General features: G+C 40.1%; 9 protein-coding genes and 1 pseudogene. 5 read left to right on the top strand and 5 right to left on the bottom strand.

Features of this window, described 5'->3' with window-relative positions; translation table 11 throughout:
• Positions 1 to 206: 206 nt before the first annotated feature.
• Complete coding sequence (locus NST21_RS24500) at positions 207 to 782, bottom strand: hypothetical protein (RefSeq protein WP_340891846.1); 576 nt, start codon at positions 780 to 782, stop codon at positions 207 to 209.
• A gap of 348 nt (positions 783 to 1,130) precedes the next feature.
• Positions 1,131 to 2,033: a LysR family transcriptional regulator gene (locus tag NST21_RS24495; RefSeq protein ID WP_340891845.1), complete on the bottom strand. Its 903-nt coding sequence runs from the start codon at positions 2,031 to 2,033 to the stop codon at positions 1,131 to 1,133.
• 134 nt (positions 2,034 to 2,167) lie between these two features.
• Between NST21_RS24495 and gltB the strand changes: the two genes are divergently transcribed.
• Positions 2,168 to 6,718: a glutamate synthase large subunit gene (gltB, locus tag NST21_RS24490; RefSeq protein WP_340891843.1), complete on the top strand. Its 4,551-nt coding sequence runs from the start codon at positions 2,168 to 2,170 to the stop codon at positions 6,716 to 6,718.
• A 16-nt stretch (positions 6,719 to 6,734) separates the two neighbouring features.
• On the top strand, positions 6,735 to 8,216 hold the full coding sequence (gene gltD, locus NST21_RS24485; protein ID WP_340891842.1) for a glutamate synthase small subunit: 1,482 nt from the start codon (positions 6,735 to 6,737) through the stop codon (positions 8,214 to 8,216).
• A 248-nt stretch (positions 8,217 to 8,464) separates the two neighbouring features.
• Here gltD and NST21_RS24480 read toward each other — a convergent pair whose 3' ends face one another.
• Entirely contained in the window at positions 8,465 to 9,100 is a 636-nt protein-coding gene (locus NST21_RS24480; RefSeq protein ID WP_056521136.1) for a FusB/FusC family EF-G-binding protein, read from the bottom strand.
• A 162-nt stretch (positions 9,101 to 9,262) separates the two neighbouring features.
• Complete coding sequence (locus tag NST21_RS24475) at positions 9,263 to 9,526, bottom strand: CD3324 family protein (RefSeq protein WP_053347873.1); 264 nt, start codon at positions 9,524 to 9,526, stop codon at positions 9,263 to 9,265.
• 385 nt (positions 9,527 to 9,911) lie between these two features.
• On the opposite strand from NST21_RS24475, the gene NST21_RS24470 reads away from it, so the two are divergent.
• The gene (locus tag NST21_RS24470; RefSeq protein WP_057215360.1) at positions 9,912 to 10,556 is read left to right on the top strand and encodes an SDR family oxidoreductase; all 645 of its coding nucleotides are present in this window, start codon (positions 9,912 to 9,914) and stop codon (positions 10,554 to 10,556) included.
• A gap of 44 nt (positions 10,557 to 10,600) precedes the next feature.
• Here NST21_RS24470 and NST21_RS24465 read toward each other — a convergent pair.
• Positions 10,601 to 11,167 (bottom strand): annotated as a pseudogene (locus NST21_RS24465) (maltose acetyltransferase domain-containing protein).
• A gap of 362 nt (positions 11,168 to 11,529) precedes the next feature.
• Here NST21_RS24465 and brnQ point away from each other — a divergent pair.
• Together brnQ and NST21_RS24455 are read left to right on the top strand one after the other, a co-directional pair.
• Complete coding sequence (gene brnQ / locus NST21_RS24460) at positions 11,530 to 12,861, top strand: branched-chain amino acid transport system II carrier protein (protein ID WP_340891841.1); 1,332 nt, start codon at positions 11,530 to 11,532, stop codon at positions 12,859 to 12,861.
• A gap of 149 nt (positions 12,862 to 13,010) precedes the next feature.
• The gene (locus NST21_RS24455; RefSeq protein WP_082527419.1) at positions 13,011 to 13,877 is read left to right on the top strand and encodes an ATP-binding protein; all 867 of its coding nucleotides are present in this window, start codon (positions 13,011 to 13,013) and stop codon (positions 13,875 to 13,877) included.
• Positions 13,878 to 13,884 lie beyond the last annotated feature (7 nt).

Raw genomic sequence — 13,884 nt, 5'->3', positions numbered from 1 at the left:
AAAAGACAGCCGAGGATGCTGTCTTTTTTCTCTGTATAAGGGAGGATAGAATCTCGAACTGTATGGTAGAAGTAAATTTAATCAATAGAAATAGAAATAACCTATACGAAAACTTTTAAAGTTAATAATCTAACCTTTAGGGGGAACGAATGAAAGAACATGGCTAATGAACATCTTAGATACCCTTAGATTCAGATCTAAAAAGCTTATTTAGTAAATTCACTTCTCAGAAGATAGACAACATCGTAATCTTTTAATTCGTTTATGTGACTATCCATATCATTATAAAAATCCGTAGAAAGAGAGTGCATGCTTCCATGTCCGCTTGAATAGCAAATACTCGCTAATACGAGCTTGTTTTTATTCAGCATATTTATCGTTTCAATACTGTCGGTTACGATGGAATCTTTCTCTTCAATCTTTTCTAAATAAGTAGCTGTAGACACACCATCATCGCTTTGAATACTGATATTAAACATCGATAGATTTTGTTTTTCGGGCGTTTTTGATGTTGTAAAGATGATCGTACCATTATCTTTAATCCCAGTTGTCATGAGGCCCATTTCATCTTCAACAAGTTTGCCAGCTTCATATTTTTCGACCCAAACGGACATCTTCTTATATGTATCATCAACATCAAAATCGATAAGAAAGGAGTGTTCACTTGTATTCGTAAGGATGGACTTTTCTCTTTCGGTCAACTTAGAAACAGAAAGAGAATTCTCAGATTTCGGATCAGCATTCTTACAGGCAACTAAAGAAAATGAGAGCAGGGATATCATGATTGATAGAATAACTTTTTTTATTATTTTCCCCTCCCTAAATTTAATTCGTAATCCAATAATAAACAATTATTTAATATTATAACATATTAATGGAGCTCATCTGTCCCATAGTTTGCTATTGAAACTACTGGACCCAGCCATTTAACTCAATCACACTGATCTACTGAACATTAATCCAATTGACGAAATTGCTAGTTTTGGAAGAAGGGTGATTTTTCAAAAGTTCCATCATTTCAATCACATATTTAATCCATTTTCAATATACTCTCAATATTGAAGTGGAAATAGGCTATGCAAGAGCTATGCATTGAGTAAGTATCATTCATTTATATTATTCTGGAATAATTATTGGTACTGCTCTAGAATCGAGAAAAACTTTTTGACAAACTGGTAAAATACTTTTTCGGAAGGAGCCAAATCCCTGTTTTTAGGTGTGATGATACCAACTGTCCGCTTGACGTCAGGTGTATCAATCGGGATTTTTACAGTTAGTCTGGGAATTACTTCATAAAAGGTACTGTCAGGTAGAAGACTGACTCCGATTCCGGCTGATACGAGTCCTTTTATGGAATCCATATCTTCACCTTCTGAGGCAATGATCGGTGTGAATCCTGCTTGCTTGCATGCATCGATCGCAATGCTATGGAGAATATATCCTTTTGGAAACAATACGAATGGAACGTCTCGTAAGTCGCTAAGTCGCAAACTCTTCTTATCAGCTAATGGATGAGAGATGGGAAGTAAAGCAGAAATGTTTTCTGTGAATAAAATATGGCCTTCGATATCTGGATCTTGTGTTGGAACTGGGCCAAGAAAGGCTAATCCGATTTCGCGGTTTTTGACAGCTTCCTTTAATGCGGAATACGAACCCTGTCTTAAGTGGAACCCGATATTCGGCTGCTCATCTTTAAATGCGGAAATAACGGTAGGTAATAATTGGGTGGAGAGACTTGTAGGAAAGCCGATCTTAATTGTTCCATGTTCAGGGTCTAAAAATTCTTCTATTTGATCTTTTGCATATTCTATCGCCTTTATTGCCGTTTTTGCATGAGTTAAGAATATTTTACCAATAGGAGTTAGCTGAATATTACGGCCTGCTTTTTCAAATAAAAGGACCCCAAGTTCTTCTTCTAGTCTGGCGATCTGCCGGCTGATTGCTGATTGTGCGATATGCAGGTGCGCTGCGGCTTCAGAGACATGTTCTCTTTCAGCGACTTCAACAAAATAACGTAATTGACGTAGTTCCATTTATTCATCCTCCATTCATCCATCTCAATATGAGATAGATTTTAATAGAATTATATATTGTTTATATTGATTTGAAAACCTAGAATTAAATGTAAGTGAAATAACGGTATAAGAATACGATGGGGGCGATTAATATGACATACAATCAAATACCAAAGGCACAAGGTCTCTACCATCCTGAATTTGAACATGATGCATGTGGGATCGGTTTATACGCTCATTTAAAAGGGCTTGCTACACATGACATCGTCAAACAAGGACTAAAGATGCTGTGTCAATTAGATCATCGTGGAGGACAAGGAAGCGATCCCCTTACAGGAGATGGCGCAGGATTAATGGTGCAAATTCCTGATAAATACTTCAGACTGGCATGCCCGGAAATGAATTTGCCAGCTAAAGGGCGCTATGGTGTGGGGATGCTCTTTTTCTCAAACAATGATTTGGAACGGAATGAGATTGAAGCACGTCTAAATGCATTTATAGAACAAGAGGGACAAACGCTTTTAGGCTGGAGAACGGTTCCCGTCGATGTAGCAAAAATCGGAGAGGTCGGCAAGGAGACATGTCCGACGATCCGCCAAGTATTCATTGGGGCTAGTGAGGAGATATCCGACGATTTAGCTTTTGAACGTAAACTATTCATTATTAGAAAACAAGCTGAAAACTGGGCTCGTGAACGTGGTAATCGTTTTTATTTTGCTAGTTTTTCAAGTACTACGATTGTGTACAAAGGATTGTTGACACCAGAGCAGGTAGATGCTTTTTATCTTGATCTACAACAAGAGGATTTTGTGTCGGCTTTTGCTTTAGTGCATTCCCGCTTCAGTACAAATACATTTCCAAGTTGGGAACGGGCACATCCAAACCGTTACCTGATTCATAATGGTGAAATCAATACGCTTAGAGGAAATGTAAATTGGATGAAAGCGCGTGAACAGCAGTTTGTTTCAGAAGCATTTGGAGATGATTTGCAAAAGGTCCTTCCTATATTAGATATAGATGGAAGTGATTCTTCGATTCTTGATAATGCACTTGAGTTCTTCGTACTTGCAGGTCGGAAACCGGCGCATGCAGCCATGATGCTTATTCCTGAACCATGGACGGAAAACCCACATATGACGAAGGAAAAGAAGGCTTTTTACGAATATCATAGCATGCTGATGGAACCATGGGATGGTCCAACGGCGATTTCCTTTACGAACGGGAAACAAATTGGAGCCATTTTAGATCGTAATGGTTTAAGACCAGCACGATATTATGTGACCAAAGATGATTACATCATTTTCTCCTCTGAAGTCGGCGTGATCGATGTGGAGCCGGAGAATGTATTATATAAAGAGCGTTTAAGCCCAGGTAGAATGCTTTTACTAGATTTAGAGGAAGGCCGCATTATTTCAGATGAAGAAATCAAATCCGAAATGGCACAGGAATATCCCTACCAGCAATGGCTGGACGAGCAGCTTGTTCAATTAAATAACGAAGAACAAGTGGTTGAAGAGGAACTGTTGTCTGATTTACTTTTCCGACAAAAAGCGTTTGGCTATACGTATGAAGATGTTCAAAAATATCTACTGCCGGTTATTAAGGAAGGTAAAGATCCATTAGGTTCCATGGGGAATGACATCCCGCTTGCGGTCTTATCTGACCGTCCGCAATCGTTATTCAACTATTTCAAGCAATCCTTTGCACAGGTAACCAATCCGCCAATCGATTCGCTTCGTGAGCAAATTGTCACGTCAACGATGACTTTCTTAGGTGCGGAAGGAGATCTTCTGAATCCAAATGAAACAAACAGCCGCCGGATTCAATTGGATTCACCTGTTTTGACGCCAGGTCAGATGAAGCAGCTAAAAGAAAATGTATATCCGGAATTCAAAAGCAAGGTCATTCAAACTCTATTTTCAGAAGATTTAGAGAGCGAACTGGATCGAATCTGCCGTGAAGCGGAACAAGCGATTGCTGAAGGCGTTAGTCTCTTAATTTTGTCTGACAAAAATATGAGCAAAGAAAAGGCTGCTATACCTTCCTTATTGGCTGCGAGCGCCCTTCATCAAGAGCTTATTCGTCATGGAAATCGTACGAAAGTGAGCATTATCGTTGAAACAGGAGAAACAAGGGAAGTGCATCACTTTGCGGCACTTATCGGGTATGGGGTAGATGCCATTTATCCGTATCTTGCCTTTGAAACATACAAGCAGGCTGTATCAGAAGGCAGTTTATCCATCAGCTACGAAGAAACGGTAAACAAATACGTTCGCTCCTTAACAGAAGGCATCGTAAAAGTGATGTCGAAAATGGGTATTTCAACGATTCAAAGTTATCGCGGAGCTCAAATTTTCGAAGCGGTAGGAATCAGTGCAGATGTGATTGAACGTTATTTCAGTGGTACGGCTTCACAGCTTAGCGGGATTGAGCTAGAAACTATCGCAGAAGAAGCGTTAATTCGTCACCAAAATGCTGCAGCAGATTCTTATGATCAGACGCTTGAAAGCGGAAGTGACTTTCAGTGGAGAAAAACAGGGGAACATCATGCTTTCAACCCCAAAACGATTCATACACTTCAATGGGCTTGCAGAAAAGGTGACTACAGTTTATTTAAACAATATTCAAACTTGGCGAATGAAGAGAGACTCGGGTTTTTACGTAATTTATTCTCATTCGATCAGAAGCGCCAAAGTATCTCTATAGATGAAGTGGAATCCGTAGAATCCATCGTCAGCCGATTTAAAACAGGGGCGATGTCATTTGGCTCTTTGAGTCAGGAAGCACATGAAACATTAGCGATTGCGATGAACCGTTTAGGCGGAAAAAGCAATAGCGGTGAAGGCGGAGAACATCCAAGCCGTTATCAATTGGATGAAAACGGTGATAACCGCCGCAGTGGGATTAAGCAAATTGCATCTGGGCGTTTTGGTGTGAAAAGTCATTACCTTGTCAATGCAGATGAGCTTCAAATTAAAATGGCGCAAGGTGCGAAGCCAGGTGAAGGTGGTCAGCTGCCGGGGAACAAAGTCTATCCGTGGGTTGCTGAAGTTCGTGGCTCTACACCGGGTGTTGGTCTGATTTCACCACCACCACATCATGATATCTACTCGATTGAAGATTTGGCACAGTTAATTCATGATTTGAAAAATGCAAATCGCGATGCACGGATCAGCGTCAAGCTTGTTTCTAAAGCAGGTGTTGGCACGATCGCAGCAGGTGTGGCCAAGGGTGCTGCAGATGTTATTGTTATCAGTGGATATGACGGCGGTACAGGTGCTTCCCCTAAAACGAGTATTAAACATACAGGTCTTCCTTGGGAGCTAGGCCTTGCAGAAGCACACCAAACGTTGATGCTGAACGGCCTGCGTAGTCGTGTAATCCTTGAGACAGATGGAAAGTTAATGACGGGACGCGATGTAGTTATGGCAGCGATCCTTGGGGCGGAAGAGTTTGGTTTTGCAACTGCACCACTTGTTGTCCTTGGATGTGTAATGATGCGTGCTTGCCATTTGGATACATGTCCGGTCGGAGTTGCCACGCAAAATCCTGAGCTCCGCAGTAAATTTGCAGGAGATCCGGATCATGTTGTAAATTTCATGCGCTTCATCGCTGAGGAAGTTCGTGACACAATGGCTGAGCTTGGTTTTAGAACATTGGAGGAAATGGTTGGCCGCACAGATGTTTTACAAGTGAGTGAACGCGCTCAAAAGCATTGGAAAGCTAAACATCTGGACTTAACGACACTTCTTTTCCAACCAGAGGGCATTCGTACTTTCCAACGTCCTCAAAATCATAAAATTGAAGAATCCTTAGATATTCGGGAGATCTTACCGGTTGTGCAACCTGCTTTAGATGATCAAACCCAAGTGGATGTTAGCTTCCCGATTACGAACGTGAACCGTGTAGTCGGAACGATTGTCGGTAGTGAGGTATCCAAACGTTATGGAGAAGAAGGGTTGCCTGAAGATACGATTACACTCCGTTTCACAGGATCAGCAGGGCAAAGTTTTGGTGCATTCATTCCCAAAGGCATGTCGATGTATTTGACAGGCGATGTCAATGACTATGTTGGGAAAGGTTTATCCGGCGGTAAAATCATTGTCACGGCACCAACTGGTAATCAGATTGAAGCAGGAGATAATGTCATTGCCGGAAATATCGCCTTATACGGCGCAACAAGCGGCGAAGCATACATTAATGGACGTGCTGGAGAACGCTTTGCGGTTAGGAACAGCGGTGTCAATGTCGTTGTTGAAGGAATCGGCGACCACGGCTGTGAGTATATGACAGGCGGACGAGTGGTAATTCTAGGGGATGTCGGCAAAAACTTTGCTGCAGGTATGTCAGGCGGTATCGCTTATGTACTTGCAGATAATGCAGAAGAATTTAAGGCATTATGCAATGTAGAAATGATAGAATTCGAGACACTTGAGGATATAAATGATGTGAATGAAGTAAAGGAAATGCTCCATAGCCATCTACATTATACAGAGAGCGCCAAAGCTTCTTATGTACTGGAGAATTGGGACGATTTCGTTAAGAAATTTGTAAAAGTCATTCCAAAAGATTACAAACGGATGATGAAAAGTATCGAAGAGCAAAAGCATGCAGGTCTAACGGACGAAGAAGCGGTTATGAGTGCATTTCAAGCAAATGCCGTTCAAGATAAAAAAACCACAAAGCAAGCTGTGATGCAGTAAGGAAGGGGAGAGAAAGATGGGAAAAGCAACAGGATTTATGGATTATCCGCGAGAAAAGCCAAAAGACCGGAATCCTCTCACTCGTTTAAGCGACTGGAGAGAGTATACAGCTCCTTTCTCTGATGAAAAGTTAAGTACACAGGGAGCGCGGTGTATGGATTGCGCCACCCCTTTCTGCCATATGGGCATGGAATTGAACCGAGTCACAACGGGCTGCCCGATTCATAATCTGATTCCAGAGTGGAATGATTTGGTTTACCGCGGCAGATGGAAAGAAGCATTAGACCGTTTAACGAAAACGAATAATTTCCCTGAGTTCACGGGCCGCGTTTGTCCGGCCCCTTGTGAAGGGTCTTGTACGGTTGCGATTAATGATCCTGCGGTTGCCATCAAAAACATCGAACGTACTATAATCGATAAAGGGTTTGAAAATGGCTGGATCACACCTCGAATCCCCGAATATAGGACCGGAAAGAAAATTGCTATCATCGGTTCAGGCCCTGCTGGATTAGCAAGTGCTGATCAGTTAAATCAAGCAGGTCATTCGGTCACGGTTTATGAGCGTTCAGACCGTGCAGGAGGGCTATTAACATACGGCATTCCGAACATGAAGCTTGAAAAAGATGTCGTTGCGCGTCGAATCAAATTATTGAACCAGGAAGGTATCGATTTCGTCACGAATACGGAAATTGGAAAAGACATTTCATCCGAAGAACTGCAAAATCAATATGATGCAGTTATCCTATGTACAGGTGCTCAAAAGCAACGTGACTTAGTAATTGAAGGGCGCGAAGCAAAAGGCATTCACCTAGCGATGGATTACCTAACGACTTCGACTAAAAGCTTGTTGGATTCCAACTTTGAAGATGGTCAATTTTTAAATACAAAGGGTAAAGATGTCATTGTAATTGGTGGAGGAGATACAGGCGCTGACTGTGTTGCTACTGCTCTTCGCCAAGAATGTAAGAGTGTCGTACAGTTCGGGAAGCATCCTATCCTGCCGACAGCTCGGACTTCCGATAATATGTGGCCAGCCTACCCGAATGTATTTTCACTTGAATATGCGTATGAAGAAGCGGAAGCGAAATTTGGTGCAGATCCGCGCCAATATTCAATCCAAACTAAAAAAATCGTCGCCGATGAAAATGGCAACTTAAAAGAACTGCATACGATTTCAATGGAAAAAAGTAAAGGGGAAGATGGAGTATACATTTTCAAAGAAATCCCGGGAACGGAAAAAGTATGGCCTGCACAATTTGTATTCATCGCAATCGGATTTGAAGGAACAGAACAGCCGCTTTTATCTCAATTTGGTGTAGAAACCGTCAATCAAAAAATTGATGCTGTCTATGGAGAATACAGAACGAATGTAGAAGGTGTTTTTGCTGCTGGAGACGCAAGAAGAGGGCAAAGCCTAATTGTTTGGGCCATCAATGAAGGCCGTGAAGTAGCAAGGGAAGTAGACCGCTACTTGATGGGTTCGTCGGTATTACCTTAAACAGAAAAAAGAAGTGCCATAAAAACGATTATGGCGCTTCTTTTTTTGTTGGCTGGTGAATTCACGAGTAAATTAGTGAAACTTACGAGTAAAGGAACAAAATTCACGAGTAAATTAGTGAAACTCACGAGTAAAGGAACAAAACTCACGAGTAAAGTTGAAGTTTGATCCTATACTATAACTAAAATTAAAACACAAAAAGCAATTCTTCCATAATGAAGGATTGCTTTTTTATTCGGATACCCTATCTACTTTATTCGCACGATAAAATCATTTAATTTATCCAATGTGGTGATGTTTTGATTGCATTTTAAGCTATCCAAGCAAATATAATTACCTTTTTTAATGAATGTACCTTGTACTGTTCCTTTTGTTTCGGACATAAACATTCCTAATTCTTCAAAGCGACTGCATATGGCACAGATACCTTTTTTGTTAGAAGGTTTAATTGTCCCATGCAACCCCAATAGCTTATTGTGATGAGGTGCTATGATGAATTTTTTTCCGGAGCCGATATCATCCCATCCCAAATATGAAATCTCTCTCAAGTCTAAGTTCTCTAACATAGGGTTCTTTAACTTCTTCGCTTTAGGAAATAGCTTTTTGATCGTTTTTTCAGTCACTTCTTTAAAAGGAATCACAAATGGCTTTACCTTCAATAGAAACACTTCAGCTTGTGCAGGCTCTTTGATGGTATCAATTGGGTCTAATACTTGCCTTTGCTCCTCACTCAATTCATTGAATAAGCTTAACACTCTTTCTTTCGCGACTGTTTTCAGGGTATGAATAACATCCCTATCATTCGCAGTCGCGTGTCCATTTATGAGAATCTGAGTTTGAGACTTAATAAAGTTATATTGCTCACTTCTGATAAAAGGTTCCATTTTTCCACCCCTGTTCATGTTGCTACGATACCTTTTAAACTTGGTACCGTTTCTATTTACTTTACAGAATTTGCATCAACATTGAAAGGTAGAAAACGACTAAGAAACATACTCGACATATGAGTAGCGCTGATAATATTATCAGCGCTACCATTTTATTACCTATTTAGAATAAACGATTTTTTTGATGGTTTCTATGGAGAGAAAATGTTCCTCGGCTAATTGATGAATTGTATGCCCCTTTTTAAATGCATATTTAATAGAAGCATTTCTGTCATCAATGTATTTCCTTGATCCCGAACTAGCTCCCCACTTTTGATAAGTCGTTTCTAGTTTAGGGATATATATCGTTTCACCTTGTATATACTTTTGAATTTCCACAATCAGCTTTTCAGGTAAAACAGTCGTTGCTTTTACATATTTCATTTCTGCCAGCCCCTTATTCTTTTTTAAGAATGAAATAAGGTGCAAAGCCAAATATATAGAAATGATATGCTGGGCGATGTTAGTTTAGATTAATTTTACCCCATGCAAAGTATCGCCTCCAATACTAGGCTTTGCATGAGACGCTGCAGAAGGTGGCATTAAAAGTCTTATTGCCATCTTTACACCTCCCCTTTGTGTTATAAATACACTTATTTTAATTATTATAAAATATATAAATGTGATTGCAAACTATTTCCAATATATGACGATGCAAAATGAACGGACCCAAATGGATAGAAGGATGGGCTGATTGTTTGATAATGAACTTTGTACATGAAATAATTGAATATAGAAAGTAAACTAACCATTATGGGAGCTGACTTTTATGAAAGTATTCGTAGTTGGGGCAAATGGGCAGATCGGTAAACACCTGGTTGATTTGCTAAAAGATAGCCAGGAACATAGTGTACGAGCAATGATTCGCAAAGAAGAACAGAGGAAGCATTTTGAGAAAATCGGAGTCGAATCTGTAATCGTAAGTTTAACGGGATCAGTGGATGAGATTGCGAAAGCGGCAAAAGGGTGCGATGCAATCGTGTTTACGGCAGGATCGGGAGGCAGCACAGGCGCGGATCAGACGCTTTTGATTGATTTAGATGGTGCTGTTAAAACGATTGAAGCAGCTGAAAACCTAGGAATCAACCGATTCATCATGGTCAGTGCCTTTCAGGCGAATAATAGGGAAAACTGGAATGAAGCCATCAAACCATATTATGTGGCCAAACACTATGCGGATAGAGCATTGTTACAAAGCAGTTTAACGTATACCATCATCCGGCCGGGTGGACTTGTGAACGAACCTGGCACAGGCCATGTAGCCGCTGCTGAGGAACTGGAAAGAGGGACGATTGCGCGGGAGGATGTGGCTCAAACAATTCTTGCCTCATTAATCGAAGAAAATACGTATAACCGTTCCTTTGACTTAATAACAGGGGATACACCGATTCCTCAAGCGTTAAAAACAATTTAATAAGAAAAATAGAGGCAGGGCCATTCAGAAGTGAATGTGCTCTGCTATTTTATTCCTTCTATATATTTGATGATCTTCGCAGGGTTTCCACCTACAACCGCACAATCTGGGACATCTTTTGTTACAACAGCTCCCGAAGCAACAACAGCATTGTTCCCTATTGTAATTCCGGGATTGATGATGGCTCTGCCGCCAATCCAAACATTGTCTCCAATCGTTACGGGCTTTCCGTATTCTACACCTGAACTGCGTTCGAATGGGTCTAGTGGATGTGTGGCTGTATAGATATGTACCCCCGGAGCCAACATACAATCCCTTCCTATACGGACTTCGCAACTATCCAGGATGACACAATCAAAATTCGCATAAAAGTTTTCCCCTACGGTAACGTTATACCCATAGTCACAACGAAAAGTGGGCTCAATGTATATCTTTTTCCCACTGAAACCAAAAAGCTCCCTCAGAATTTCAGTTCTTTAACATTCATCGGTTTCCGTTGTCTGATTGTATAGTCGGGTTAACCTTCGTGCATTCTCTCTATCTTTTACTAATTCTGGGTCCGCCGCAATATATAGTTCCCCTTTCACCATTTTTTCTTTTTCTGTCTTCAATACTTCAACCCTCTTTCTAATTTGTTTTGTTATAAAGTGAAAATATCACTGAATATAAAAATAATTTTAATAGGCAATGAGTTGTACCCATTTTATAACCCTCTATGTTAAATCGCTATATATATTGCTTTGTCATCTCTCATTTTAATAAAGGTAACAGGAAAAGAAAGATTTTTCTGAATAATAATTTTTGACAAAGGTACTAGTGCATTTTATAGTAAGGGGTGTTGTGTTTAAGTTTCAGGTGGATACATGACTACGGAATAAGTCAATTCAGTAGTTTATTTCACTTTTAAATCGAAATTAGATGGGCAACATTTCTTTTCTTTTGTTAAGAGAATCAAAATATTGGAGGCTTCAAAATGTCAAAGAAAGCACCACTTTCTTTTGTTATTGTTACAGGATTAATGCTTTTTGCTTTATTTTTTGGTGCAGGAAACTTAATATTCCCTGCTATGCTCGGTCAATCGGCCGGGACAAATTTATGGTCTGCTAGTTTAGGATTTATCATTACAGGTGTTGGATTGCCATTTGTCACAATATTGGCATTTGGTTTTTCAGGTAAAAGTGATGTGCAGTCGCTTGCAAGCAGAGCGCACCCGATGTTCGGTTTTATTTTCACAGCCGTTCTATATTTATCACTCGGGCCGTTATTCGCTCTTCCAAGAACGGGAAGTGTGTCTTATGAAATAGGGATTAAACCTTTTCTTCCAGATGGAGTCGGCTTTTTACCTTTGCTAGTATTTACGGTCATATACTTTGGACTTGCCTGTTTATTATCTATTAACCCATCGAAAATGTTGGATATTGTCGGGAAAATTCTAACTCCACTATTATTGATTTTTATCGGGATACTAATTGTAGTGGCAATTGCAAATCCAATGGGGGAAATCCAATCTCCTATTGCAGATTATTCGGATAATTCGTTCTTCAAAGGCTTCAAAGAAGGATATTTAACTATGGATACGCTTGCTGCATTTGCATTTGGTATTATTATCATTAATGCAATCAAAGATAAAGGAATTACTTCAAGAAGAGAAGTTTTAGGTTTCTGTATGAAAGCCGGCCTTATAGCAGCTTCTCTATTAGTAATTGTTTATACTGCTTTAACTTATGTCGGAGCAACTAGTGTGGAGAAACTTGGTTATTTAGGGAATGGTGGAGACGTTCTAGCGCAAGCTTCGAATTATTTTTTTGGTCCTGCAGGTGCAGTACTGTTAGGGTTAATTGTAATCGCAGCTTGTTTAACTACTAGTATAGGCTTGATAACAGCTTGTTCTTCCTATTTCAATAAAGTAATTCCTGCTATATCGTATAAGTCATTTGTTGTTATTTTTTCAGTTTTTAGCGCAGCTGTTGCCAATGTAGGTCTGACCAAACTAATTTCGATTACAGTGCCTGTGTTAACTGCGATTTATCCATTGGCCATCGTTTTAATTGTGTTAACATTCTTGCATTCCTTTTTCAAAGGAAAATCCGAGGTATACTTGGGGAGTTTATTATTAACAGCCATCATCAGTATTTTGGATGGATTAATGGCTTCCGGTGTTAAAATTTATGCTATTTCCGATTTTTTCACCGATTTCCTTCCATTATATAGTGTAGGAATAGGATGGGTGCTTCCAGCCATCTTTGGTGGTGTATTAGGCTTTGCGATAAGCCTAATGAAAAGGAGTCCCGAAGAAGTGTATTAAGCCTAGTTATTCACTTTATGAAAATAGGCATCAGAACGTTGAATGTAAATGATTACTCTTAGAGCTGTCTTTATGACGGCTCTTTTTCTTAGTGTTTGTTTTTACCGGTAAAGAGCATTAAAATGATGAAAAAGGGGTGTATGGAGACAATGATTAATCGTTTACCAAAAGAAATAGCTAATATTTTACATACAAATAAAAAAAATTCTTCTCAATTTGAGGAACTGATAAGGAAAGGTGGATATCTGCCTCCTGAGATGGAGTTGATGGTGGATGCCATTACAGCCTTAAGTATGGGGAAGAACATCCTCTTGAAAGGACCGACAGGAGCAGGGAAGACGAAATTTGCCGAGACGTTATCGAATTTATTCAACCAACCGATGTTCAGTGTCAACTGCTCAGTCGATTTGGATGCTGAAAGCTTATTGGGTTTCAAGACGCTTGCTTACAAAGAGGAAAAACAGGTGATTGAATTCGTTCCAGGTCCTGTTATCAATTCGATGAATCACGGACATTTCTTATACATAGATGAAATCAATATGGCGAAGCCGGAAACACTGCCGTTAATCAATGGGGTGCTCGATTACAGGAGAACGATAACGAACCCGTTTACGAACGAAGTCATCACTGCGAAAGATGGTTTTAACGTAATTGCTGCAATAAACGAAGGCTATGTCGGTACAGTACCGCTGAATGAGGCGCTGAAAAACCGGTTTGTCGTGATCGAGGTTCCTTATATCGAAGGAGAGCAGTTAAAGCAATTGATTCAATCGAATACACAGTTGAAGGATTCAAGAAGTATCGAATTGTTCGTTAAGCTGTCAGGTGACTTAATAAACGCCGTTAATCAAGGAAAAGTGGCTGAAGATGCAGCATCAATTCGGGCTTTGCTTGATGCCTGTGACCTCAGTGTATTGATTCCCCCGAAACGTGCGATTCTTCGCTCCATCGTGGATAAGTTGGACGAGGAACGAGAGCGGGAGTTTGTGAAGAATTTGGCAGATACATTATTCTAACTAGGAG

This window comes from Peribacillus sp. FSL K6-1552 (genome assembly GCF_038005205.1).
GTDB classification, from domain to species: domain Bacteria; phylum Bacillota; class Bacilli; order Bacillales; family DSM-1321; genus Peribacillus; species Peribacillus butanolivorans.
The sequence above is the reverse complement of the archived record's forward strand: the minus strand, read 5'-3'. Positions and strand labels throughout refer to the sequence as shown.